Annotated in this window: 26 protein-coding genes; 22 read left to right on the top strand and 4 right to left on the bottom strand. The window is 31.4% G+C overall.

Annotated elements, in window-relative coordinates:
• Positions 1–55 precede the first annotated feature (55 nt).
• Positions 56–1,066 (bottom strand): glycine betaine ABC transporter substrate-binding protein, encoded by a 1,011-nt coding sequence (locus ACTTA4_RS03785; RefSeq protein WP_440633590.1) that lies wholly within the window; start codon positions 1,064–1,066, stop codon positions 56–58.
• A gap of 273 nt (positions 1,067–1,339) precedes the next feature.
• Between ACTTA4_RS03785 and ACTTA4_RS03780 the strand changes: the two genes are divergently transcribed.
• The 21 genes from ACTTA4_RS03780 to ACTTA4_RS03680 are packed head-to-tail and all read left to right on the top strand — an operon-like array spanning position 1,340 to position 21,396.
• On the top strand, positions 1,340–2,527 hold the full coding sequence (locus ACTTA4_RS03780; protein WP_440633589.1) for an aromatic ring-hydroxylating oxygenase subunit alpha: 1,188 nt from the start codon (positions 1,340–1,342) through the stop codon (positions 2,525–2,527).
• A gap of 11 nt (positions 2,528–2,538) precedes the next feature.
• Positions 2,539–3,579 (top strand): homocysteine S-methyltransferase family protein, encoded by a 1,041-nt coding sequence (locus ACTTA4_RS03775; protein WP_440633588.1) that lies wholly within the window; start codon positions 2,539–2,541, stop codon positions 3,577–3,579.
• A gap of 8 nt (positions 3,580–3,587) precedes the next feature.
• A complete protein-coding gene (locus ACTTA4_RS03770) occupies positions 3,588–4,670 on the top strand; it encodes a hypothetical protein (protein ID WP_440633587.1) in 1,083 nt (360 codons plus the stop codon).
• 8 nt (positions 4,671–4,678) lie between these two features.
• Positions 4,679–7,084 carry a GcvT family protein gene (locus ACTTA4_RS03765; protein WP_440633586.1) on the top strand — a complete coding sequence of 802 codons (2,406 nt, stop codon included), beginning with the start codon at positions 4,679–4,681 and terminating at the stop codon, positions 7,082–7,084.
• Positions 7,084–7,710, top strand: a complete 627-nt coding sequence (locus tag ACTTA4_RS03760; protein WP_440633585.1) for a class I SAM-dependent DNA methyltransferase — start codon at positions 7,084–7,086, stop codon at positions 7,708–7,710. The genes ACTTA4_RS03765 and ACTTA4_RS03760 overlap by 1 nt, the downstream gene beginning before the upstream one ends.
• Entirely contained in the window at positions 7,707–8,942 is a 1,236-nt protein-coding gene (locus ACTTA4_RS03755; RefSeq protein WP_440633584.1) for a M24 family metallopeptidase, read from the top strand. The genes ACTTA4_RS03760 and ACTTA4_RS03755 overlap by 4 nt, the downstream gene beginning before the upstream one ends.
• Positions 8,942–9,352: an AAA family ATPase gene (locus tag ACTTA4_RS03750; protein WP_440633583.1), complete on the top strand. Its 411-nt coding sequence runs from the start codon at positions 8,942–8,944 to the stop codon at positions 9,350–9,352. Before ACTTA4_RS03755 ends, ACTTA4_RS03750 begins: the two co-directional genes overlap by 1 nt.
• Positions 9,349–9,723 (top strand): cytidyltransferase, encoded by a 375-nt coding sequence (locus ACTTA4_RS03745; protein WP_075506148.1) that lies wholly within the window; start codon positions 9,349–9,351, stop codon positions 9,721–9,723. Before ACTTA4_RS03750 ends, ACTTA4_RS03745 begins: the two co-directional genes overlap by 4 nt.
• Positions 9,724–9,729: 6 nt before the next feature.
• Positions 9,730–10,581 carry a HalD/BesD family halogenase gene (locus tag ACTTA4_RS03740; protein WP_440633582.1) on the top strand — a complete coding sequence of 284 codons (852 nt, stop codon included), beginning with the start codon at positions 9,730–9,732 and terminating at the stop codon, positions 10,579–10,581.
• On the top strand, positions 10,582–11,361 hold the full coding sequence (locus tag ACTTA4_RS03735) for an enoyl-CoA hydratase (protein WP_440633581.1): 780 nt from the start codon (positions 10,582–10,584) through the stop codon (positions 11,359–11,361). It begins immediately after the preceding gene.
• Positions 11,362–11,363: 2 nt separating this feature from the next.
• Positions 11,364–11,564: a hypothetical protein gene (locus ACTTA4_RS03730; RefSeq protein ID WP_440633580.1), complete on the top strand. Its 201-nt coding sequence runs from the start codon at positions 11,364–11,366 to the stop codon at positions 11,562–11,564.
• A 4-nt stretch (positions 11,565–11,568) separates the two neighbouring features.
• On the top strand, positions 11,569–12,003 hold the full coding sequence (locus ACTTA4_RS03725; RefSeq protein ID WP_440618200.1) for a CoA-binding protein: 435 nt from the start codon (positions 11,569–11,571) through the stop codon (positions 12,001–12,003).
• Between the two features lie 4 nt (positions 12,004–12,007).
• Positions 12,008–12,427, top strand: a complete 420-nt coding sequence (locus ACTTA4_RS03720; protein WP_440633579.1) for a YeeE/YedE family protein — start codon at positions 12,008–12,010, stop codon at positions 12,425–12,427.
• Positions 12,424–12,843, top strand: a complete 420-nt coding sequence (locus tag ACTTA4_RS03715) for a DUF6691 family protein (RefSeq protein ID WP_440633578.1) — start codon at positions 12,424–12,426, stop codon at positions 12,841–12,843. The genes ACTTA4_RS03720 and ACTTA4_RS03715 overlap by 4 nt, the downstream gene beginning before the upstream one ends.
• A gap of 46 nt (positions 12,844–12,889) precedes the next feature.
• Positions 12,890–14,500 carry a hypothetical protein gene (locus ACTTA4_RS03710; RefSeq protein ID WP_440633577.1) on the top strand — a complete coding sequence of 537 codons (1,611 nt, stop codon included), beginning with the start codon at positions 12,890–12,892 and terminating at the stop codon, positions 14,498–14,500.
• A gap of 46 nt (positions 14,501–14,546) precedes the next feature.
• Positions 14,547–15,116 (top strand): NAD(P)H-dependent oxidoreductase, encoded by a 570-nt coding sequence (locus ACTTA4_RS03705; protein ID WP_440633576.1) that lies wholly within the window; start codon positions 14,547–14,549, stop codon positions 15,114–15,116.
• Positions 15,088–15,561 carry a hypothetical protein gene (locus tag ACTTA4_RS03700; RefSeq protein WP_440633575.1) on the top strand — a complete coding sequence of 158 codons (474 nt, stop codon included), beginning with the start codon at positions 15,088–15,090 and terminating at the stop codon, positions 15,559–15,561. The genes ACTTA4_RS03705 and ACTTA4_RS03700 overlap by 29 nt, the downstream gene beginning before the upstream one ends.
• Before the next feature lie 57 nt (positions 15,562–15,618).
• Positions 15,619–18,051 carry a GcvT family protein gene (locus ACTTA4_RS03695; protein WP_440633574.1) on the top strand — a complete coding sequence of 811 codons (2,433 nt, stop codon included), beginning with the start codon at positions 15,619–15,621 and terminating at the stop codon, positions 18,049–18,051.
• A complete protein-coding gene (locus ACTTA4_RS03690; protein WP_440633573.1) occupies positions 18,051–18,800 on the top strand; it encodes an electron transfer flavoprotein subunit beta/FixA family protein in 750 nt (249 codons plus the stop codon). The genes ACTTA4_RS03695 and ACTTA4_RS03690 overlap by 1 nt, the downstream gene beginning before the upstream one ends.
• Positions 18,800–19,753, top strand: coding sequence for an electron transfer flavoprotein subunit alpha/FixB family protein (locus ACTTA4_RS03685; RefSeq protein WP_075506139.1), 954 nt, complete (start codon positions 18,800–18,802; stop codon positions 19,751–19,753). Before ACTTA4_RS03690 ends, ACTTA4_RS03685 begins: the two co-directional genes overlap by 1 nt.
• 23 nt (positions 19,754–19,776) lie before the next feature.
• The gene (locus ACTTA4_RS03680; RefSeq protein WP_440633572.1) at positions 19,777–21,396 is read left to right on the top strand and encodes an electron transfer flavoprotein-ubiquinone oxidoreductase; all 1,620 of its coding nucleotides are present in this window, start codon (positions 19,777–19,779) and stop codon (positions 21,394–21,396) included.
• Between the two features lies 1 nt (position 21,397).
• On the opposite strand, the gene ACTTA4_RS03675 is transcribed toward ACTTA4_RS03680, so the two are convergent.
• From ACTTA4_RS03675 to hisI, 3 genes are read right to left on the bottom strand one after another with little or no spacing between them, the layout of a single operon-like run.
• The gene (locus tag ACTTA4_RS03675) at positions 21,398–21,772 is read right to left on the bottom strand and encodes a DUF2237 family protein (RefSeq protein ID WP_440634176.1); all 375 of its coding nucleotides are present in this window, start codon (positions 21,770–21,772) and stop codon (positions 21,398–21,400) included.
• The gene (locus ACTTA4_RS03670; RefSeq protein WP_440633571.1) at positions 21,762–22,403 is read right to left on the bottom strand and encodes a putative 2OG-Fe(II) oxygenase; all 642 of its coding nucleotides are present in this window, start codon (positions 22,401–22,403) and stop codon (positions 21,762–21,764) included. Before ACTTA4_RS03670 ends, ACTTA4_RS03675 begins: the two co-directional genes overlap by 11 nt.
• Positions 22,404–22,408: 5 nt before the next feature.
• Complete coding sequence (hisI, locus tag ACTTA4_RS03665) at positions 22,409–22,876, bottom strand: phosphoribosyl-AMP cyclohydrolase (RefSeq protein WP_075506137.1); 468 nt, start codon at positions 22,874–22,876, stop codon at positions 22,409–22,411.
• A 76-nt stretch (positions 22,877–22,952) separates the two neighbouring features.
• Between hisI and folE the strand changes: the two genes are divergently transcribed.
• Entirely contained in the window at positions 22,953–23,573 is a 621-nt protein-coding gene (gene folE, locus ACTTA4_RS03660) for a GTP cyclohydrolase I FolE (RefSeq protein ID WP_440633570.1), read from the top strand.
• The last annotated feature ends 1 nt before the right edge of the window (position 23,574 follow it).

The following is a 23,574-nucleotide window of genomic DNA, read 5'->3' as shown; positions in this document are numbered from 1 at the left end:
AATTTTACTCAACCAAACCCACTTCAAAGAGTGGGTTTGGTAATATTTTATTTTATTAAAGCGCTTTTTTTATTTTTGCAGCAGCTTCACTTGAAACCCACTTAGACCAAACATCTTCTTGGTTTGTAAGGAATTCAATTGCAGCATCAGCACCCTCTGCTTGGTTTTCACCCATCCAAACTAACATGCCGTTCATTACTGGACCTGGATAAGTTCTTTTTTTGAAGTAATCCATACCAGCACTTCCAGCTGTATTTTTGAAATTATCAGTTACGATTGTGTAAACTTCAGATTTTGTCCATGAAGTTGCTTTAGGGTCTCCACATTCTTGTTCTGGTAAAACTATACATTTATCCCAGTTATCTTTTCCACCCCAAGCTCCCATGTCTACAGCTCTCATATCATATTTACCAATGATAGCTGTTGGTGACCAATAGTAACCAAACCAGTTTTCACCTCGTTCAGCAGCTTTAGCAATTGAACCATCTAATCCTGCTGCAGAACCTGTTTCAACAATAGCCCAACCTTTTGCTTCCATGTCAAAAGCTTTGTAAAGATTTCTATTACTTAGTTCACAGTTCCATCCTGGAGGACAAATATGAAACCCACCTTTTGATGGATCTTCAGGATGAGGAAATAGATCTGGTCTTGCTAAAATTGCTTCTGCAGTTGTAAGTTCAGGATGTTTTTCTAAAGTAGCAGGCAATACCCACCATCCTTCGCCCAAACCAGTAATTGGCGCTTTATTAAGTGAGTGCATTTTTCCTTCATCTACTGCTTTATTTAATGCAATGATTGCAGCGTTAGCCCAAAATTCTGGAGCAACATCTGGCTCACCTTTTTCTTGCATAGATGTAAATGTAGGCATTGTTGCACCTGGCACCAATTCAACAGAACATCCATAACCTTCTTCTAATATAATTTTATCAACTTCAGCCATGAAGTTTGCTGAAGCCCAGTTCATATTAGCGATAGTTATATTTCCACAAGCAGCATTAGCTACACTTCCAAAAGAAGTAAGACCAAAAACAACTGCTAGGGAAAGAAGTATTCTTTTAATTTTCATTATATCTCCCAATATTTGATTCATTTAAAAATCAAATTGAACATATTGAGGGAAATATTGCAAATTAAATTCAATTGTAAGTTGAAGTCAAATTGTCTTTAACTATGCAATAAATTTAGTTATGGTTTTGATATGAAATTTTCAGCAAATTTTTTTTTCAAAGAATTTGTTTATATTTTAAATTGCAAAACAGTTTTTCAGCAAATCATTATTAGAGAGTCGTAATTTTTAAACCCTAAATTAATTTTTTAATTAATTAATTAAAGGAGGTTTATGAATTTAAATAAAAAATTATCAGACATCTTAGATCCTAAAAAAATAGAAGTTGTTAAAAATCCCATAGAGAAAGCTCATGGATTACCTAATGAATGTTATTTGAATAATGATTATTTAGAGTTTGAGAAAGAAAAAATATTTAAAAATAATTGGACAATGATTGGGGTTGCAAGCTCTGTACCAAATCCAGGCGATGCAAAACCTTTTAATCTTTTAGGGATACCAATATTAATAGTTAGAAATAAAGAGAAAGAAGTAAAAGTTTTTCATAATGTTTGTAGTCATAGAGGTTTCAAATTAGTTGATCAGGAATGTAAATTAAAAAATGTTATAAGATGTCCTTATCATTCTTGGTCCTATGATTTTAATGGAAAATTAAATGTTACCCCACATATAGGAGGACTCGGAAAACATGAAGTTGAAGGGTTCGATAAAAAAAAGAGCAACTTGAAAGAAATCAAATCAAATATTTGGATGGATTTAATTTTCATCAATATAAATTCTAATGCAAAACCATTTGAAGATTTCATTAAACCTCTAGAGGATAGATGGTCTAAGTTTATTTCTAAAAAAGATCAACAATTAATAAGACATTCTACTGATAATGGATATTTTAATATGACAGTAAATAGTAATTGGAAATTTGCAATTGAGAATTATTGTGAAAGCTATCATTTGCCCTGGATACATCCTGAATTAAATAGAGTTTCAAATATTGCAGATCATTATCATATAGAAGATGAAAATTTTAATTTTTCAGGACAAGGAAGTGATAAATATTCACAACAGTTTGATGGAAATATAAAATTTAAATGTTTTCCAAATTGGCCTGCAGAACTTTCTGAAAAGTCAGAATATGTCTCATTATATCCAAATGTAATGTTAGGAATACATATTGATCATTTTTATGCATTTTGGTTAGAACCAATTTCAAACAATCAAACAAAAGAACATTTTGAATTATATTATATTGGAGATGAAAGCGCTTCGAGCGATGAGTTTAAAGGGATAAGAGAAAAAAATTTTGCATTTTGGCAAGAAGTTATGAATGAAGATGTAACTGCAATAGAGGGAATGCAAAAGGGTCGAAGTTCCCCAGCTTACAATGGTGGAAATTTTTCACCTGTAATGGATACTCCTACTTTGATGTTTCACAAGTGGGTTGCAACAAATTTAACTAAATGAAAGGGTAAATTATGAAAAAAGATCTTATTACAAGATTAAATGAAGGTCCAATAATGTGTGCAGAAGGATATCTTTTTGCAATGGAAAGAAGGGGTTATCTTTCAGCAGGTCCATTTGTTCCTGAAGTTGTTATGGAACATCCTGAGGTAGTAACTCAATTACATAGAGAATTTATCAGAGCCGGTTCAGATGTTGTTCAGGCGTTTACTTATTACGGTCACAGAGAAAAGTTGAGAATAATTGGCAAAGAACACTTGTTAGAACCAATGCAAAAAGGTGCTCTTAAAATTGCAAAAGATGCTGCTGCTGAGTTTAAAGATTTGGATTTGATGGTTTGTGGAGATGTAGCAAACACCAATGTATTTGATCCAGGTGATCCAAATACTCATAAGCAGTGTCAACAAATGTATGAAGAGCAAGTTGCTTGGGCAAAAGAGGCTGGAGTTGACTTTGTTATTGCTGAAACAATAAGCTGGACTGATGAAATGAAAATTGCATTAAAAGCAATTAAAGATGCAGGACTAATTGCAGTTTGTAATTTTGCAATTCCTAGAGGGGATAAAACTAGAGAAGGACATAGTGCTGAGGATGCATGTAAGATGATGGAGGATCTGGGTGCTGATGTTGTTGGATTGAATTGTTACAGAGGACCAGAGATGACAATGAAACTTTTAAAAAAAGTTAGAGACAAAGTTTCTTGTCATGTATCAGGGCTTCCAGTTCCTTATAGAACTACCGAGGAAGAACCTGGTTTTTTAAATATTACTGATCATGGTTGTGATTGTATTCCTGGTGGAAATGCATTCCCCGTAGCTTTAGATAATTTATTTTGTAACAGATTTGAAATGGCAGAATTTGCAAAAGATTGTGTTCAGAATAAAATAAATTTTATTGGTATATGCTGTGGTGCTGAAGCTCATCATGTTAGAGAAATGTCTGTTGCAATTGGCAAAAAACCAATTTCAATGAAATACATGCCAGATATGAGTAAACATTTTCACCATGGAACAGATAAATCTCTTAAAAAAGTAAATAAGGAGATCAAATACTAATAATAAATATGAAGAGAAAAACTTTTTTTGACTCTAGAGACAAATATTTATCATTTGTAAACTCAACTAATGAAAAATCAAAAATTGCTTTTTATTTATTTAAAAAAATAGAAAAAATCAGTACTCGGTCACCAATTTTTAACGTTTTAGACGCGGGTACTGGTGAGGGAACAATTATATCTACTTTTTTGTCAGGTCTGCATAAATATTTGCCAAATAAACCTATATTTGTTGTAGGTAAAGAAATAAGTATCGATGATATTAATGTGCTTCTAAGTTTTTTAGGGGATAGATTTGCTGAACATAAAACTTTAATTTTTAATATTACTAATTGTAGTTATAAAGATTTAAATAACTCTACATCTGACAAAGTAAAATTTGAAAAATTAGAATTAGTTGGAAAAAAAGGTATTGATTTTACTAAGATCTTAATGAGTTTAAGTCCTTATGTTAGAAAAAATTGGAAATTATCTTTTAATAACAAAAATGGTTCAATTAAACCCAAGTCAAAAATTTTTTTGACTATTTACAGAAAAGATCAAAAAAAAAAATTAAAAGACTTTATACCTAGAAATATAAGTGAAATTCCAAAAAAATATGATTTTATTATTGCATCTCAATGTTTTAAGCTTCGGTCTCCTTTAATTCAGACTGTAAATAATGTTATTAAACCTCTTTTATCTTTGTTAAATTTTAAGGGAAAAATGTTCCTTATATACTCATCAGGAAAGGATTTTACAGGATCATTTCTCAAATACTACTATCCAAGGAATGGTTTTTATAAAAATTCAGAACCCAAAAAATTAGTATCTCAAATAAAAAAAAATATAGAAAAAGATAAATTTAAAATTAAACTAGAAAAACTAAAATATACCTTCAATAATTTATCTATCAATTTGAAGGAATTCTCACTAAATAATATTTTTTCTGTCTGGAATGCAATAAACTATGTGGGTCAAGTTTCTGAAATAGAGCAAAAAAAAGTTTCATTTACTAAAAAAAATATAAATATTCTTCAAAAGAGATTGTCCAAATTAAAAAATATTTATTTTGAAGACAATATTTTAAATTTTGAAAAAGAAAGGTTATAAATAAATTTATGGAGAAAAATGCTAAAGTTGTAATCATAGGTGGTGGTGTTGTAGGATGTTCTATTCTTTACCATTTATCTAAATTTGGGTTAAAGGATTGTATTTTACTTGAAAGAAATGAACTAACATCAGGTTCTTCTTGGCACGCAGCGGGAAATGTTCACGTGATTTCATCTGACCCTAATATCTCTAGGATGATGGCTTATACAATAGGCTTATATAAAGAAATAGAAAAAGAGTCAGGTCATTCTGTAGGCTTTAAACCTAGTGGAGGTTTTTATTTAGCTTCAAATGAAGTGTGGGCTGATTATTTAAAGAGAGAAAGATCAAAAGCAAGATACATGGGACTTGACCAAGAATTTATTTCTTTAGAAGAAGTAAAAAAGAAACATCCTTTAATTGACCCTTCTAGATATTTATTAGCGTTATGGGATCCTATAGATGGTGAAGTTGATCCATCAGGAGTTACTTATGCTTTTGCAAAAGCAGCAAAAGTTCATGGTGGAAAATATTACACCCACACTGTTGTAAAAGACACGAAACAAAAAGAGGACGGAACTTGGGATGTCTTTACTGAAAAAGGAAACATCAATGCTGAAATAGTAATTAATGCAGGAGGACTTTGGGCAAGAGAAGTTGGTCAATTAGCTGGGCTTAATCTTCCAGTTCAACCAATGGAGCATCATTATTTGATCACTGAACCTATTCCAGAAATTGAAGCAATGGGTGACCAAAGATTACCAATTGGAACAGATTTTGAAGGAAATATTTACTTTAGACAAGAAGGAAAAGGGATGTTGCTTGGAACATATGAACCTAAATCAACACCTTGGAAAGTTGAAGGTACACCAATGAATTTTGGACATGAATTACTTGAGCCAAAATTAGATAATATTGAAGATCGATTAGCAATTGGGTTTGAGAGAATGCCAGCATTAGAGCGGGCAGGAATAAAAAATATAGTTAATGGACCTTTTACTTTTGGTCCAGACGGAAGTCCATTAATTGGTCCAGTGCCTGGAATGAAAAATTATTGGGTTGCAGTTGGTGTTATGGCTGGATTTTGCCAAGGCGGTGGTGTTGGAAAATGTATTGCTGAATGGATTATTGATGGAGAACCTTCCATTGATGTTTGGGCAATGGATGTTGCTAGATTTGGAGATTACGCTTCACCTCAATATGGAACAATCAAATCCTCAGAAAATTATGAACGAAGATTTATTATGACATTTCCAAATGAAACTTTACCAAAAGGAAGAAAACAAAAAACTACTGCACTATATGATCGTTTTGTAAATCAAGGTGCTGTTATGGGAGATAGTTTTGGATTGGAAAATGTTTTGTGGTTTGCAAATAATAAAGAAGATGCTCATGAGGAACCAACAATAAAAAGATCAAGATCACATGATTATGTTTCAAAGGAAGTTATTAATGTAAGAGAAAACGTTGGTTTAATTGAAGTTGCTAACTTTTCAAAACATGAATTCAAAGGTCCTGATGCTAGAAAATTTTTAGATCACATAATGGCTGGAAAACTTCCAAAACCAGGAAGAATATCTTTATCACCAATGTTATCGTATAGAGGAAAATTATGTGGTGATTTAACTGTAGCTTGTTTAGACGAAAATGAATTCATGGTATTTGGTTCTGGAGCTGCTCAAGAAATGCATAGACGTTGGTTTGAGAGTCATTTAGATAAATTTAATTTAAGTTATTCTAATAGATCTGATGAATATCATGGTTTGTCTATTGCAGGACCTAACTCGAGGAAAGTTTTAGAAAAAATTGTAAGAGACGATGTTTCAAATGAAAAATTTAAATTTAGAGATTCTAGAAGAATGTTTGTTGGCGGAGTTCCGGCAATAATAAATAGAATTTCATTTACTGGCGAACTTGGATATGAAATTTATGTAGCACCTCATTATCAACTAAAATTATACGAAGAATTAATGGAAGCTGGAAAAGAATTTAATATTAAACCATTTGGTGGAAGAGCATTAATGTCAATGAGGTTAGAGAAAAATTGGGGAGCTTGGACATTAGATTATAGACCAGATTTTACTGCTAAAGAAACAGGATTAGATGCTTTTATCAATTGGGATAAAGAATTTATAGGTAAAGAGAGTGCACAAAAGGAAAACTCCTCACATAAACTTACACCTTTAATTGTTGAAACCAATGATATTGATGTAACAAATAATGAAGCTGTTATGAATGGAGATCAAAGTATAGGTTATGTTACCTCAGGTGGTTTTGCACATTTTGTAAATAAGAGTGTCGCTTTTACTTTTGTTGATCAGGATAAAATTAAATCTGAAAATAAAGTTCAAGTGGAGATAAATGGTGATTTATTTAATTGCTCAATAATTAAAGAACCACTTTATGATCCAAGTGGTCAAAAAATGAGAAGCTAATGGCACAAAAAGACGTAGGAAACAAAATACCAATTTATAAACTTAAAACCACCGATGAAGTCATGAAGTACTACGACGAGTGGGGAAATAAAGATAAGTATAATAAAGATATGGTTGATTGGAACTATACAGGCCCAAAGGAAACTGTAAAAACTTTCAATAAGCACGAAAATAATAAAGATACGCTAATTTTTGATGCAGGCTGTGGAACAGGTCTAGTTGGAGTTGAGTTAAAAAAGTATGGTTTTAAAAATTTTCATGGAGCTGATTTATCTCAAACCTTATTAGATACAGTTCCAAAAGATCTTTATCAAAAATTAGTTAAAGTTGATTTAAACCAACCAATAGAAGCTGAGAATAATTTTTATGGTGGACTGATGTGTGTTGGTACGTTTACATTTGGCCATGTAAAACCTAATGCATTAGATGAGTTCATAAGAATAACAAAACCAGGAGGATTGATTTGTTTTACTATAAATGAAGGTATTCACGAAGAGTATGGTTTTGATAAAAAAATTGATATACTAAAAGATAATAAGAAATGGGAAGAAATAGAATTTTTTAAATCTGATTATATTGCAAGCAAAGATGTTAATGCATGGTTAGGATTATATAGAGTAATATGAGGTTTAGTAGAAAAATAGCTCCAGAATTTAAACCAAAACAGAATTTTATTACCAAAAAAAGATTAAGAGAAGATGAAATAGATTTTGATAAACTTAGATCATATCGTTTAGATAGAGTTAGAAAAGAATTAGAAAAAAATAATTTAGAAGCTTGCTTTTTATTTGATCCAGTAAATGTTCGATATGCTTTAGACACTTTAAACATGAGTGTTTATAATATGCACAATCTTACAAGATATTGTTTTGTACCAGTTAATGGCCCAATAATTCTTTACGAATATTTTAATTGTGAAAAATTATCTGAAGGATTAAATCTTATAGATGAAATTAGGCCAGCAATAACCTGGGATTATTTTAGTAACGGTGATCAATCAGAAGTACAATTACAAAAATGGGTTAATGAGGTAAAAGATTTATCTAAATCATATTTTAAATCAAAAAAAATTGCTATTGATGTTTTAAATGGTCCTGCAGTTGCAGCTTTAAATAAAGAAGGTATTGAAATTGTAGATGCAAAATTAATTTTAGAACAAGCAAGAGTAATTAAATCATCTGAAGAAATTAAATGTATGAGATCAGCAATAGATGTTGCTGAAATGGGCATTGTTAAAATGAGAGAACAACTAAAACCAGGAATGACTGAAAACGAATTATGGTCAATTCTTCATCAAACAAATATAGAAAATTATGGTGAATGGATTGAGTGTAGATTATTAGCTTCAGGAGAAAGAACAAATCCTTGGATGCAAGAATGTGGAAACAAAGTTATTCAAGATGGTGAACTAGTTGCTTTTGATACAGACATGGTAGGACCCTATGGATACTGTGCAGATATTTCTAGAGCATTTGTAGTTGGTAATAAATTTAATGAGGAACAAAAAAAATTATATTCAATGGCTGTTGAACAAATAGACTACAATTCAAGACTAATTAAAGATGGTTTATCTTTTAAAGAATTCACAGATAAATCATGGGTTTTACCTGAAGATTACTACCCAAATAGATACTCTGTAATGGTACATGGAATAGGTCTTTGCGATGAGTGGCCTGCAATTAGATATCCAACAGATGGTGGTGAACGTAGTGGAATGTTTCAAAAAAATATGACTATAACAGTTGAGAGCTACATTGGTAAAGTAGGTGGTAAAGAAGGTGTTAAACTTGAGCAACAATACCTTATTGGTGAAAATGGACTTGAATTAATGTCCCATCATCCCTTAGAAGATATTTAATGAAAATTATTTTAGTAATGGGTTTACCTGGTGCAGGTAAAACTACTTTAGCAAATGAAATGGCACCTCATTTAAATGCAAATAGATTGAATGCTGATGAAGTTAGAAAAGCAGCTAATGATTGGGATTTTTCAGAAGAAGGTAGAGTAAGACAAGCTAAAAGAATGGCAGAATTTGCTCTAAAATTAAAGGCTGAGGGTAATTATGTAATTGCAGACTTTGTTGCTCCTACACCGGAGGCAAGAAGTATGTTTCCAGCAGATTTTAGAATTTGGGTAGATACAATAAAGAAAGGTAGATTTGAAGATACCAACCAAATGTTTGTTAATCCAAAAAACTTTGACTACCATGTAACAACTCAGGATGCTAAGAAATGGGCACCTTTAATAATTGAGGAGATAAAAAAATGACATATCAATGGGATAATAAAAAACCTACAGCGCAAATGTTAGGAAGATGGCAACCCTTTCATGATGGGCACTATAAACTGTTTAAAGAAATAATAAAAAAAACAGGACAAGTTTGTATTCAAATAAGAGATGTACAAGGAGTGGATGATAATCCATTTGATTTTGAAACTGTAAAAAAAAATATTGAAGAAAGATTAAATCCTGAATTTGAAGGTCAATTTAAAATTATGTTAGTTCCTAATATTACAAATATTTGTTACGGAAGAGGCGTTGGTTACAAAATTGAGGAAATAGTTTTAGATGAAGAAACTCAAAAAATTTCAGCTACTAAAATTAGAGCTCAAATGAGAGAAGAGGGTAAGTTAAAATAATTTTTAATGAACGATAGATTAAATACTATTGTCGATTTAAAAAAATATCCTATTCACGATTTAAATTCTCCGATCATTAAAAATTTAGTAAAAAAATGTAAGGAAGAATTAGACCAATATAGTTGTTCAACTATTCCAAATTTTATTTTACCTAAATCTTTAGAGGTAATGAATTCAGAATTAGAAAAACAACTTGATGAAGTTTATATGTCTAAAGAAAGCATCAATGCATATCTTTATGCTAAAGATGATCCAAGTTTACCTGAAAAACATCCAAAGAGAAATTTTATGGAAAGGTATAATGGATATTTAAATTCAGATTGCTTTGCAAAAAATTCAGAAATGAAATATCTTTATGAAACAGAAGAACTTTTAAAATTTGTTTCTGCATGTTTAGGTATTTCCCCTATTTATAGATGGGCAGACCCTTTGGCTTGTCATGCGTACAATGTTATGAAGCCAGATGGAATTCTTCCTTGGCATTTTGATAGTTGTGAATTCACTCTAAGTTTGATGATACAGAAACCTGAAAAAGGAGGTGTTTTTGAATATTGTCCAAATATTAGAGCACCAGGAAACGAAAATTTTGATGAGGTTAAAAAAGTTTTAGAAGGAGATCGATCAAGAGTAAAACAGCTTAAATTAGAACCAGGGGATCTTCAAATTTTTAAAGGAAGATTTACTTTGCATAGAGTAACAAAAGTAGAAGGTCAAAAATCTAGATATATGTGTATTCCTGCTTATGTCTTAGATCCTTATAGAGTAAATACCCCAGAACACTCAAAAGCAATTTATGGTAAAGTTTTACCAATTCATATAGAAAGAAATCAGGCTAGATCCGATGGATTAACTGATTAAATGACTAGTAATATTAAAATAAAGAAAATTAATTCTGAGATTTCATCAATAATAATTGATGAACCAAAAACATATAATTCTCTTTCATTTAAAAATCTTTCCGATTTATTAAAATCATTAAAAAAATTAGATGCTGATAAAAAAACTAAAGTAATAATCATAGAGGGCGCAGGAAAAGGATTTAGTGCTGGCCATAATCTAAAAGAAGTCAGAAGTCTAAAAAAAAAAGATAAATATCAAAAGTTATTTAATCTTTGCTCTAAGGTTATGTTGCAAATTGTTGAAGGAAAAAAACCAGTTATTGCAAAGGTTCATGGGGCAGCTTTTGCAGCAGGCTGTCAGTTAGTTGCAAGTTGTGATCTCGCATATAGCACCAAAGACGCTTTATTCGCGACACCTGGTGTAAATATTGGATTGTTTTGCAGCACACCAATGGTGGCGGTTAGTAGAAAAATTAATCGTAAACCAATGATGGAGATGCTTTTAACAGGAGAACCTATCAAAGCAAATTATGCAAAAGAAATTGGTTTAATAAATGATCATTTTTCTAAATCAAAATTAAACGATGAAGTTTTAAAAGTAGCAAAAAAAATTGGATCGAAATCTAATTTGACCATTAAAATCGGAAAACAGGCTTTTTATAAGCAATTAGAAATGCCTCTAAGAAATGCTTATGCATACACTAGCAAAATGATGACTGTTAATATGATGGCAATGGATGCAAAAGAAGGCATCTCGGCCTTCTTAGAAAAAAGACAACCAAATTGGAAACATAAATAATAATGAAGAATAAAAAAAATATACTCATTATTTTATTTATTATTTTTGGAATGTACTTTGTATTAAATTTTAAAGATCATAATTTTAAAAGAGCAGTAGATGCTTGTATTGCAGGAAGTCAAAAATTATCTGATACTAAAATTACTGATTTGAATGCAGCAAGAAAATTCTGCGAAGAACAAATTAAAAAAGAAAACAAATAACTAAATGAGTGACATAAAGAGAATTTTAGAAAATTCTAAGTCTATAGCGATGATTGGTGTTAGTAATGATTTAAAAAAACCTTCAACTATTGTTATGAAATATATGCAAGAGTATGGCTATAAAGTTTATCCAGTTAACCCATCAGCTAAGGGTAAAAAAATTTTAGGTGAAGAAGTGTATGCTTCGATAACAGAAATTAAAGATCCTATTGACATTGTAGATGTTTTTAGACCTTCTAAAGAAGCCTTTGGCATAGCTGAAGATACTGTGAAAATTGGTGCTAAGGTATTATGGTTACAACTTGGAATAAGAGACGAAAATGCAAAGTCACTTGTAGAAAAAAATAATATAGAATATGTAGAAAACAAATGTACTAAAATGGAATATCAAAAATTTTTTTTAAAAGTAAGACAGGCTTTTCCTGTTTTGAGTAATTAATTTTATGAACATAGAAAATTTTACACCAATTCCGGCTTTTACTGGCGGATTGATAATTGGATTAGCAGTAGTGGTATTTTTTTTACTGAACGGTCGTTTAGTAGGAATAAGTGGTATCGCAAGTAATGCGTTAACAGAAAAAGAAAATAAATTTGATAATTTATTATTCTTATTGGGATTAATTATTGCACCATTTATTTATTCCTTATTTTCTAAAGGAGGAATTAACATTAGTATTTCTAATTCTTATGTCTTGATGATAGCAGCGGGTTTGTTGGTTGGAATCGGAACACGGATCAGTGGTGGCTGTACAAGTGGCCACGGTATAAGTGGTATTGGAAGATTTTCTTTAAGATCAATTATTGCAACAATTACATTTATGATTGTTGGAATATTAACTGTATTTATAAAAAATTTATTATGAACAAATTAGCTTCCCTTATTTCAGGTATAATATTTGGTATTGGTTTAGTGATATCTGAAATGGTTAATCCAGCAAAAGTATTAGGCTTTTTAGATTTATTTGGAGATTGGGATCCTTCTCTTGCATTTGTCATGATGGGAGCTTTGGCTGTTTCATCTCCTTTGTTTCATATAATTAAGAAAAAAGAAAAACCACTACTTGCAGAGAAATTTAATTATTCAAATAACAAAACAATTAATAATCAATTAATATTAGGTTCAGCATTATTTGGTGCTGGATGGGGCTTAGGAGGGTTATGTCCTGGTCCAGCGATAACATCTGTTGCTTTATTGAATATTTACTCAATAACTTTTGTTGTTTCAATGTTTGTAGGATTTTACTTAGTTAAATCATTCAATTTAAGCTCCTCAAGATAAATTTATAATTTTTCTTAATTGTTTATAATGAGTAGAAATAATTTTTATGAATAAAGTTTTAAAATTTTTAGACAGTACTTTTTTAGATTTAGGTCGACAATTTAAATGGACTTATTTGCCTCCTTTGATGGTTTATGTTGCGGCTGGTATTTCTGGATTAACTGGAATAGTTGGAACTTTTTTTGTTAAAGATTATTTAAATTTATCTGCAGCTTTTTTAGCTGGACTTGGGTTCTGGGCTGGAATTCCATGGGCATTAAAAATGCCTTTAGGACATTTGGTAGATCTTATATGGAATAGAAAAAATTATATGGTTTACTTTGGCGCTTCTTTAATCGCTTTAAGTTTGCTGATTATGTATGGACTTATAATTCATACAGAAGACATGTCTGAAATTTTCACAGTTGAGACTTGGTTTGTGATTAGCGTAATTTTAGCACCTGTTGGTTATGTAATTCAAGATGTTGTTGCTGATGCTATGACTGTTGAAGCTGTCCCATTAACTGATGAGAGTGGAAATGATTACAGTAAAGATCAAGTTAAAATTATGCATACAACAATGCAAACCCTTGGTCGTTTTGCAATTATTGGAGGCACTGTTTTAGTTGCGTTGGTGAATGTAATTTTATTTAGAGATGTAGATAGCCTAGATCAGTCTGCTAAAATTTCTCTATACGGTAAAATTTATTTATATGCGTTAGTTATTCCAGTTGTTTCAATCTTAGGGGTATTTTTAGCAAAATATTTAAGGAATAAGAAAATTCAAAATTTAAAATCTAAAGGACTTGAATTTAAAGAAGAAAGAGGAACTGAGAAAACAAAAATTAATTGGTGGATCCTTGGAGGAAGCTTAATTTTTGTTATTTTCACTTTATCTATCGGATCGTTCAAAGTTCCTTTTGCACAAGAAATTGTTTTCATTGGTTCAGTTATCATAATTTTATTTTTGATGTTTAAGCTCATCAAAGAGTTGCCAGAAAATTTAAGGTTAACAATTGTTGGTACTGCAGTAATTATATTTATATTTAGAGCAATGCCAGGTCCTGGTCCTGGTCTAACATGGTTTGAAATTGATGAACTTGGTTTTAATGAACAATTTTTTTCAATTTTGTCTTTACTGGCATCAATTTTAACATTGGCTGGAATTGTTTTATTGAGACCTTTTATGGCCAATAACTCAATTGCAAAAATTATTGTTGTATTAAGTATAGCTGGTGCAATTTTATTTTTACCAAGTGTTGGAATGTATTATGGATTTCATAATTGGACCGCTTCAATAACAGGTGGTGTAGTTGATGCTAAATTTATAGCGATACTAAATACAGCTTTAGAGTCTCCATTAGGTCAGGTATCAATGATACCTTTATTAGCTTGGATTGCTAAAAATGCCCCTTCACATCTTAAAGCAACTTTTTTTGCAGTTTTTGCTTCTTTTACAAATTTAGCTCTTTCAGCAAGTGCTTTAGGGACAAAATATTTAAATCAAATTTTTACAGTTACTAGAGAAGTAAAAGATAAAGTTTCAGGAGAAATTCAAACTACTGCTGATTATTCAGAGCTTGGGATATTGTTAATTGTTGTAACTTTACTTACACTTATTTTGCCTATTTTATTTGTCTATATAATTAACAATAGTAAGTACAAAACCTCAGAATAAACAATAATTTTATAGTTTTTTTGGTTTTTTTTGTTAATTAAAAATTATGAAAAAAATTTTCCTAGTTTACGGTCATTATAATGAAAATTCATTTAACGCAGCAATTAAAAATGAATTCATAAAACATTCTGAATTAAAAGGTAACAAAGTAGACGTTGTAGATTTATACAAAGAAAAATTTGATCCTGTATTTGCTGGAGAAGACCCAAGTGCTGAAGTCTTAGATCATCGTAAGAGAATAGAAGAGTGTGATACAATTGTATTAGTTGCGCCAATATGGAATTTTAGAATGCCAGCAATTGTTGAAGGGTGGATTGATAAAGTATTGGCACCACCATGGGCATTTAGATTTAAACAACTAGTTGGAAACTATGGTTATCCAATTGGTAATTTAAGAAAAAAGAAAGCGGTAATTTTTTGCACATATGGTTCACCAAGACTAGCTATCACAACATTTTTTTTAAATTTACCGATTAGAAGACTTAAAAGAGGGGTATTTCATATGTGTGGCATATATAACATTACCTATCGAAGATATTTTGCAGTACCTTTTGTAAGCGACTCAAAAAGACAAGAGTTCTTAGAAGATGTTAGAAAAACTGCGAATAATATTTAGTACTTTATTAATTCTATTATTAACTACCGTTTATTCATTTTCGGAACTGGTAAATCCAAATAAAAATATTACTCCAAAAGAAGTTGTTGAAATTCAACTTAATGGTCTCAAACAAAATGATTTAGAATATAAAGATAGAGGGATAGAACAAACCTGGACCTTTGCTCACCCTAATAATAAAAGAGTAACAGGTCCCCTAGGTAATTTTAAGCGAATGATCAAAGGAGCCTCATATAAAATGATGATTAATCATCTAAGCCACACTATTACAGAGCTTGGCAGTAGTGACAAATGGGCTCAATTTGAGGTCATCATTTTAGATAAGGACAAAATTTATCACAAGTTCAATTGGCAGGTTGAAAAATATACAGACGAAGGAGTTTTAAAAGATTGCTGGTTGACCACAATGGTCTCAAGTCCAATTCCACTCGGCAGCTCAATTTGATTATCCACAGATACATTTTTGTTTCGTTACTAATAAAAATTTAGTAGGAATCACGAAATGAAAACAAAAACTAAAGTCGTAGTAGTTGGTGGTGGAGTAGTTGGTGTCAGTGCTCTTTATCATTTAGCAAAAAAAGGTTGGTCTGATGTTGTGCTTGTTGAGAGAAAAGAATTAACTTCAGGTTCAACTTGGCATGCCGCAGGTTTATTGCCGTTATTTAATATGAGTTACTCTGTAGGTCAGCTACATAAGTATGCAGTAAATCTTTATAAAACTTTAGAAGAAGAAACTGGAAAAAATGTTGGCTTTAGCGTTGTTTCAAATATTCGTTTAGCAAGTACTAAAGATAGAATGGATGAGTACCATCAGTATGCAGGTGTTGCTCGAACAATTGGAGTAGATGTAAAATTTTTAACTCCACAACAAGTAAAAGAAATTTGGCCTCTATGTCATACAGATGATTTAGTTGGAGCAATTCAACACCCAGAAGATGGATACATCCAACCTGCAGATTTAACTCAAGCTTTAGCTACTGGTGCAAGAAATAGGGGAGCCGAGATTTATAGAAACACAACTGTTCTATCAATGAGACAAACAAAAGATGGATGGATTGTTGAAACAGATAAAGGATCAATAGAGTGTGAACATGTAATTTCTTGTTCTGGAAATTTTGCAAGGCAAACTGGTGAAATGGTTGGATTAGATATTCCAGTTATTCCTGTTGAACATCAATATATCGTAACTGAACCTCATCCTGCTATTCAACAAAGAAAAAAAGATGGTTTACCAGAAATGGGTGTTTTAAGAGATAGTGATAGCAGATGGTATATGAGAGAAGAAGCAGGTGGATTAATTTTAGGACCTTATGAAGATGGTGCACCAGCATGTTATGTAGAAGGACCATCAAAGAATTCTGAATACGAATTATTTCAAGAAGATTTAGATAGATTAGCTCCACATATTGAAGGGGCAATACATAGAGTTCCGGCTTTTGGAGAAGTTGGAGTAAAGAAAGTTTATAATGGAGCAATTTGTTATACACCTGATGGAAATCCAATTGTTGGACCAGCTTGGGGATTAAAGAATTTTTGGATTAATGAAGGTCATAGTTTTGGAATAACTGCAGCAGGTGGTGCTGGTTGGCAACTTGCTGAATGGATTGTAGACGGTGAACCAACAATTGATATGTTGGGAGTTGAGCCAAGACGATATGGAAACTATGCAACAAAATCTTATTTAAAAGCTAAAAATGAAGAGGCTTACAGTCATGTTTTTATAGTTCACTATCCAGATGAAGAAAGACCTGCAGCAAGACCTTTAAGAACAGCTCCATGTTATGAAAGAATGAAAAATTTAGGAGCAGTCTTTGGTCAAAAATTTGGATGGGAAAGACCTAATTTTTTTGCAACAGATGGAATGGAACAAAAAGATGATTGGTCGTTTAGAAGATCAAAATGGTTTGATGCTATTAAAAAAGAATGTCAAAACGTAAAAGAAAATGTTGGTCTTTTAGATATGACTGCTTTTGCAAAATGTAGAATAAGAGGACCTAAAGCAGAAGAGTTTTTAGACTATTTAGTTGCAAACAAACTTCCAAAAAAGATTGGAAGAATAAATCTATGTCATGCATTAAATACTAAAGGTGGTGTGCATTCAGAATTTACAATTATGAAAGAAGCTGAAAATAGTTATTACTTAGTATCAGCTGGAGCAAATTTAAGATTAGATCATGATTGGATTCAAAAATGGATGCCAGATGATGGATCTGTAATTTTTGAAGATTTAACAAATAGTACAGGTGTATTGGTAGTTGCTGGCCCTAAAGCAAGACAACTAATGCAAAAAGTTTCAACAGATGATTTTTCTAATGAAAACTTTAAATGGCTTACAGCAAAAAATGTAAATGTAGGATATGCACCAGTTAATGCCATGAGAGTAAATTTTGTTGGTGAACTTGGATGGGAACTTCATCATCCAATCGAGTATCAAAATCATATTTTTGATAAATTAATGGAAGCTGGTAAAGATTTAGGAATTAAACCATTCGGTATCAGAGCAATGAATAGTTTAAGAGTAGAAAAATCTTACAAACTAGTAGGAACAGAATTATCGATTGAATATTCTCCTTATGAGTCTGGACTTGATAGATTTATTCATCCAAATAAAGGAAACTTTATTGGTTTAGAGGCACTTAATAAATGGAGAGAAAAAGGTTTTGATAACAAATTAGTAACTTTAGAAGTTCACAATACTAAAGATGCAGATGTTCTAGGAAATAATCCTATATTTAAAGACGGTAAAGTTGTTGGAAGAGCAACAGGTGGTGAGTTTGGATTTAGATTAGATAAATCAATTGCTCTTGCAATGGTAAAACCTGATTGTTCTAATGTGGGCGACAAATTACAAGTTGATATATTGGGTGAAATGTATGACGCTACCGTTTTAGATGAAAGTCCATACGATTCAGAAAATAATTTGTTGAGAGCTTAATGAAAATCTTAGTAGCAGTAAAAAGAGTTATTGATTATAACGTTCAAATCAGAGTCAAAGAGGATGGCACTGGTGTAGTTACAGACAATGTAAAAATGTCAACCAATCCACCAGATGATAATGCAATCGAAGAGGCAGTAAAAATTAAAGAAGCAGGAAAGGCAACTGAAGTGGTTGCAATAACTGTAGGTGAAGAAAAAGCTCAAGAAACTGTTAGAAAGGCTTTAGCAGTTGGAGCAGATAGAGGAATTCATGTTAAAGCAGATGGAATACTAGAACCTTTAGCTGTTTCAAAAATTTTACAAAAGATTGTTGAAAAAGAAAATCCAGATTTAGTTTTTATGGGAAAACAAGCAATTGATGATGATTGTAATCAAACAGGTCAAATGTTGAGTGCATTATTAAATTGGCCACAAGCAACTTTTGCATCAAAGATTGATGTAAAAGATAATAAGCTAGAAGTTACTAGAGAAATAGATGAGGGACTTGAAACAATTGAAATAAATGTTCCTGCTATTGTAACTTGCGATTTAAGATTAAATGAACCAAGATACGCTTCTCTTCCAAACATTATGAAGGCAAAGAAAAAACCAATTGAAGAAATTTCTGCATCTGATCTAGGTATTGATACTTCTCCAAGAGTAGAGCAAATTAAAGTAGAAGAGCCACCAAAAAGAAAAGCGGGCATTAAAGTGGCTAATGTAGCAGAATTAGTTCAAAAATTAAAAAATGAGGCAAAGGTAATATAATGGCAGTTTTACTTATAGCAGAGCATAATAATAAAGAGTTAAGACCATTTACATTAAATGCGGCTACAGCCGCTTCACAAATTGATAGCGAAGTTCATGCTGTGATAATTGGAAATGATAGTGCAGAGGCATCAAAACAATTATCAGAACTTCCAGTAATTAAAAAAGTATTAAGTGTTGAAGCACCACACTATGAAAATTTCACTGCAGAAAATTTTGCTCCAGTTGTGGTTAAGTTAGCAGAAAATTATTCTCATATTATTTGTTCAGCAAATACATTTGGTAAAAATTTAATGCCAAGGATTGCAGCTCATCTTGATACTTCACAAGTTAGTGACATTATCAAAGTAATATCATCTGATACTTTTGTTAGACCAATTTATGCTGGAAATGCTTTTGCAACAGTTAAAAGTAATGATGCAAAAAAATGTGTAACTATTAGACCAACTTCATTTGAACCTTGTGAAAGCTCAGGAGGTTCAGCACCAATTGAGAAAATTGATGCTGGTGAAGAATTTTCAAATACAAAATTTATAAAAAGAGAAGAAATTAAATCTGATAGACCTGAACTAGGTACAGCTAGAATTGTTGTATCAGGTGGAAGAGGAATGCAAAGTGGAGATAACTTTAAATTAATTACAGAAATTGCTGATAAGCTTGGAGCAGCTATTGGAGCATCAAGAGCTGCAGTTGATGCAGGTTATATAAGCAATGATCATCAAGTTGGGCAAACAGGAAAAGTTGTTGTGCCAGATTTATATATAGCTGTAGGAATATCAGGAGCAATTCAGCATTTAGCGGGCATGAAAGAAAGTAAAGTTATAGTTGCAATTAATAAAGATGGTGAGGCCCCAATTTTTAGCGTTGCTGATTATGGTCTTGAAGCAGATCTCTTTGAAGCTTTGCCTCAGTTCATGGAAGAGCTGAACAAATTAAACACTATACAAAAATAATCCTTACAGTTAAAAATTAGATTATGTCTAGAGAATCTATGGAATATGATGTTGTAATCATTGGTGGTGGCCCATCAGGATTAGCGACTGCAATTAAATTAAAACAATTAGATTCAAATTTGAATGTTTGTTTGCTTGAAAAAGCTTCAGAAATAGGAGCTCATATTTTGAGTGGGAATGTTTTTGAAACAAGAGCTCTAGATGAGTTATTACCTAATTGGAGAGAACTTAACTCGCCAATTAAAACAAAAGTAACAAAAGAAAAATTTTTATTTTTAGGAAAAACAAAATCTTTAAGTTGGCCAACTTGGCTTTTGCCAGCAGTTCAACAAAATCATAAAAATTATATTATTAGTTTAGCTAACTTATGTAGATGGTTAGCTGAACAAGCAGAAGCTTTGGGTGTAGAAATTTTTCCAGGTTTCCCAGCAAGTGAAATTTTATATAACGATGACGGGTCTGTTAAAGGAGTAGCTACCCAAGATATGGGTATAGATAAAGAGGGTAACAAAAAAGATAGTTTTGAACCAGGCATTGAGCTTTTAGGAAAAGTAACAGTATTTGCTGAAGGTTGCAGAGGTCATCTAGGAAAACAATTAATTCAAAAATTTGAACTGAGTAAAGGAAAAGATCCCCAGCAATATGGAATTGGTTTTAAGGAAATTTGGGAAATAGAAGAAAAAAATCATGAAGAAGGACTAGTAATGCATACAGCTGGATGGCCACTTGATAACAATACTTACGGTGGAAGCTTTATGTATCACGCTGAAAATAAACAAGTGTTTTTAGGCTATGTAATAGGATTGGATTACAAAAATCCACATTTATCTCCATATGATGAATTTCAAAGATTTAAAACTCATCCAGCAATTAAAAAAATAATAGAAGGAGGAAAAAGAATTTCATATGGCGCAAGAGCATTAATCGAGGGAGGATTTCAAAGTTTACCTAAAATGTTTATGCCAGGTGCATTATTAGTAGGATGTGATGCCGGTACATTAAATATGCCTAAAATTAAAGGCTCTCATACCGCAATGAAAAGTGGAATGATAGCAGCTGAAACTATTAATGAACACTTAAAAGAAAATAAAGATTTATCTAATTATGAAGATAAATTTAAAAAAAGTTGGTTATATAAAGAATTATTTGAGGCTCGAAATGTAAAACCTAGTTTTAGTTGGGGACTAATTTTAGGGATTATCTTTACAGGTATTGATCAAATTTTGTTTAGAGGAAAACTTCCTTTCACTCTTAAACACAAACATGCAGATCATGAAACATTAAAACCTGCAAGTCAAATGCCTAAAATTGATTATCCAAAGTACGATAATGTAATAACTTTTGATAAAACTAGTTCAGTTTATCTTACAGGAACTAACCATGCTGACAATCAACCTGTCCACTTACAACTTAAAGATCCCGATTTACCAATCAAATACACTTTAGAAAAATTTGATGAACCTGCACAAAGATATTGTCCTGCTGGAGTATACGAAGTGCAGAGAGAAAATGATGTTAATAAGTTTGTAATTAATTCGCAAAATTGTATTCACTGTAAAACTTGCGATATTAAAGAACCTTCACAAAACATAACTTGGGTGACACCAGAAGGTGGTGGCGGACCAAGATATGGAAATATGTAAATTAGGACAAATCTATTGCAAACTTTTTTAAAGTTTCAATAGGCACATATTTAAGAGTGTTTTCGTGGGTTCTTTTTAGAAATATTGGACATCCTTTACCAGCTTCAACTGCCCGTGCATACCAACTTGCACACACGCACCAGCCATCTCCATCTTTTAATCCAGGAAATCCAAATTCCGGATGAGGTGTAATTAAATCATTTCCTGCTTCCTTTAACCAATCTAAAAATTCATTTGTAACTTTTGCACAGACAGTGTGTATACCGTGGTCATTTTCATCTGTATTACAGCACCCATCTCTAAACCAACCTGTAAGTGGATCATTGGAACATTCTTCTAGGTCTTCGCCTAGAACATTTTTTTGATTAATATTTATAGACATTGTAAATATTTTCATCAATAGTTGCATTAAATGAAATTGATCTTCTCTCTTCATTTGTATTTTTAAATGGGAAAACTGAATGCATCAGATAATTAGGAAAAAAATAAAAATCCCCAACTTCTGGTTTAATATCAAGAATAGAATTACACAAAAACATTCTTGAACCATGTATTAGCTGTAAATTTCCACCAGAGTATTCTATATCATTTTTCTTTTGCTTATGTTTTCCTAAAGATTCTGGAACCTTTAAAAATCCAGCACCCGAAACATGTCCTCCATGCCAATGTGTTGGATTGTATTCATTTTCAAACTGTCTAACAATCCATGTTTTTTCTAAATGAAATTTTTTAATTTTTTTACCTGTTTCAATTTCTATCCATTTTTGCACACATGTTGATAAAAAATTTAACCATCCAGTCTCTTTGATAGTGTCTGGTTCTAAAAAAAATTCTTGAGTGACATCACCTACTAGATTATTTCCAAAATTTAATTTTTTTTGTTTTTCTTTATCCTCAATGATTTTATCAACATAAGAATTTAACTTATCAACTATTTTATTAGGTATTTTGATTTTAAATATTGATGGCCCAAATTTTTTTATAACTAAATATTTAACTTCTTCCATAAATATTAAATTTTTGTAGGATTTGGTTGTCCTTTATAAACTTCTTCAGGATCAAATTTTTTTTCTTTTTCAAGAAATTCCATTTCTACTTTACGTCCATTATCAATTGGTCCCATAGGAATAGATCTATAAAAGCATGATCTGTATCCAACATGGCAGCTAGCACCGTCTCCTATATCAACTGTTAACCAAATTGAGTCTTGATCATCATCAATTCTGATCTCTGTTACTTTTTGAGTGAACCCACTTGTTTTACCTTTGTGCCAGATTGCTTTTCTAGATCTACTAAAGTAGTGAGCTTCTTTGGTTTCAATTGTTTTTTTTAATGCTTCAACATTCATATAGCCGTGCATTAAAATATCTTTGGTTTTTGAACACATAGTAATGACAGGTATTAAGCCATCATTATCAAATTTTGGAGAAAGAAGATTTCCTTCCTCGATATCGTAGATATTTTCTCTTTTTTTGAACATAGAATGTGATTATGTAGCACATATCTAGATATAATAAATATTTTAAAATTAGGTAATTACTGTATAAAAAGGCGCTATGAAATTAGTAAAAGACACTAACAACAAGTTAAATGAAAATAAGCAAGTTTCAGACAAAGATGCTGAAGAAGCTTTTAAAACAATTTTAACATGGATGGGAGAGGACCCAAATAGAGAAGGTTTATTAGAAACTCCAAAAAGAGTTGTTAAAGCATTTAAAGAATATTTTAAAGGTTACAAAGAGGATCCAGATAAAATTTTGGATAAAACATTTGGTGATGTAGAAGGATATGATGACATGGTTGTTCAGAAAAATATTTCTGTTCAAAGTCATTGCGAACATCACATGGCACCAATTATTGGAAAAGCTCATGTTGCTTATATTCCGAAAGAAAGAGTTGTAGGCTTAAGTAAACTCGCAAGAGTAGTTGAAGTATTTTCTAAAAGACTTCAAACTCAAGAAAGACTTACAATGCAAATTGCAAATACTTTAATGGAATCATTAGATGCAAAAGGTGTTGCAGTAACAATTGATTCAACTCATCAGTGTATGACTATGAGAGGAATTAAAAAAGAACAAGCAACTACGGTAACAAATTATTATTTAGGTCAATTTAAAGAAGATTTAAGTTTTCAAAATAGATATTTACGATTTATTAGCACTACGCTAAAAGATTAAA

Origin of the sequence: Candidatus Pelagibacter sp. HIMB1485, assembly GCF_052048055.1 — a bacterium.
GTDB lineage: Bacteria > Pseudomonadota > Alphaproteobacteria > Pelagibacterales > Pelagibacteraceae > Pelagibacter.
The sequence above is the reverse complement of the archived record's forward strand: the minus strand, read 5'-3'. Positions and strand labels throughout refer to the sequence as shown.

Excerpts from the sequence above, each read along its gene's own strand:
- ACTTA4_RS03785 (WP_440633590.1), bottom strand. The coding sequence starts at position 1,066 with ATGAAAATTAAAAGAATACTTCTTTCCCTAGCAGTTGTTTTTGGTCTT.
- ACTTA4_RS03780 (WP_440633589.1), top strand. The coding sequence starts at position 1,340 with ATGAATTTAAATAAAAAATTATCAGACATCTTAGATCCTAAAAAAATA.
- ACTTA4_RS03775 (WP_440633588.1), top strand. The coding sequence starts at position 2,539 with ATGAAAAAAGATCTTATTACAAGATTAAATGAAGGTCCAATAATGTGT.
- ACTTA4_RS03770 (WP_440633587.1), top strand. The coding sequence starts at position 3,588 with ATGAAGAGAAAAACTTTTTTTGACTCTAGAGACAAATATTTATCATTT.
- ACTTA4_RS03765 (WP_440633586.1), top strand. The coding sequence starts at position 4,679 with ATGGAGAAAAATGCTAAAGTTGTAATCATAGGTGGTGGTGTTGTAGGA.
- ACTTA4_RS03760 (WP_440633585.1), top strand. The coding sequence starts at position 7,084 with ATGGCACAAAAAGACGTAGGAAACAAAATACCAATTTATAAACTTAAA.
- ACTTA4_RS03755 (WP_440633584.1), top strand. The coding sequence starts at position 7,707 with ATGAGGTTTAGTAGAAAAATAGCTCCAGAATTTAAACCAAAACAGAAT.
- ACTTA4_RS03750 (WP_440633583.1), top strand. The coding sequence starts at position 8,942 with ATGAAAATTATTTTAGTAATGGGTTTACCTGGTGCAGGTAAAACTACT.
- ACTTA4_RS03745 (WP_075506148.1), top strand. The coding sequence starts at position 9,349 with ATGACATATCAATGGGATAATAAAAAACCTACAGCGCAAATGTTAGGA.
- ACTTA4_RS03740 (WP_440633582.1), top strand. The coding sequence starts at position 9,730 with ATGAACGATAGATTAAATACTATTGTCGATTTAAAAAAATATCCTATT.
- ACTTA4_RS03735 (WP_440633581.1), top strand. The coding sequence starts at position 10,582 with ATGACTAGTAATATTAAAATAAAGAAAATTAATTCTGAGATTTCATCA.
- ACTTA4_RS03730 (WP_440633580.1), top strand. The coding sequence starts at position 11,364 with ATGAAGAATAAAAAAAATATACTCATTATTTTATTTATTATTTTTGGA.
- ACTTA4_RS03725 (WP_440618200.1), top strand. The coding sequence starts at position 11,569 with ATGAGTGACATAAAGAGAATTTTAGAAAATTCTAAGTCTATAGCGATG.
- ACTTA4_RS03720 (WP_440633579.1), top strand. The coding sequence starts at position 12,008 with ATGAACATAGAAAATTTTACACCAATTCCGGCTTTTACTGGCGGATTG.
- ACTTA4_RS03715 (WP_440633578.1), top strand. The coding sequence starts at position 12,424 with ATGAACAAATTAGCTTCCCTTATTTCAGGTATAATATTTGGTATTGGT.
- ACTTA4_RS03710 (WP_440633577.1), top strand. The coding sequence starts at position 12,890 with ATGAATAAAGTTTTAAAATTTTTAGACAGTACTTTTTTAGATTTAGGT.
- ACTTA4_RS03705 (WP_440633576.1), top strand. The coding sequence starts at position 14,547 with ATGAAAAAAATTTTCCTAGTTTACGGTCATTATAATGAAAATTCATTT.
- ACTTA4_RS03700 (WP_440633575.1), top strand. The coding sequence starts at position 15,088 with ATGTTAGAAAAACTGCGAATAATATTTAGTACTTTATTAATTCTATTA.
- ACTTA4_RS03695 (WP_440633574.1), top strand. The coding sequence starts at position 15,619 with ATGAAAACAAAAACTAAAGTCGTAGTAGTTGGTGGTGGAGTAGTTGGT.
- ACTTA4_RS03690 (WP_440633573.1), top strand. The coding sequence starts at position 18,051 with ATGAAAATCTTAGTAGCAGTAAAAAGAGTTATTGATTATAACGTTCAA.
- ACTTA4_RS03685 (WP_075506139.1), top strand. The coding sequence starts at position 18,800 with ATGGCAGTTTTACTTATAGCAGAGCATAATAATAAAGAGTTAAGACCA.
- ACTTA4_RS03680 (WP_440633572.1), top strand. The coding sequence starts at position 19,777 with ATGTCTAGAGAATCTATGGAATATGATGTTGTAATCATTGGTGGTGGC.
- ACTTA4_RS03670 (WP_440633571.1), bottom strand. The coding sequence starts at position 22,403 with ATGGAAGAAGTTAAATATTTAGTTATAAAAAAATTTGGGCCATCAATA.
- hisI (WP_075506137.1), bottom strand. The coding sequence starts at position 22,876 with ATGTTCAAAAAAAGAGAAAATATCTACGATATCGAGGAAGGAAATCTT.
- folE (WP_440633570.1), top strand. The coding sequence starts at position 22,953 with ATGAAATTAGTAAAAGACACTAACAACAAGTTAAATGAAAATAAGCAA.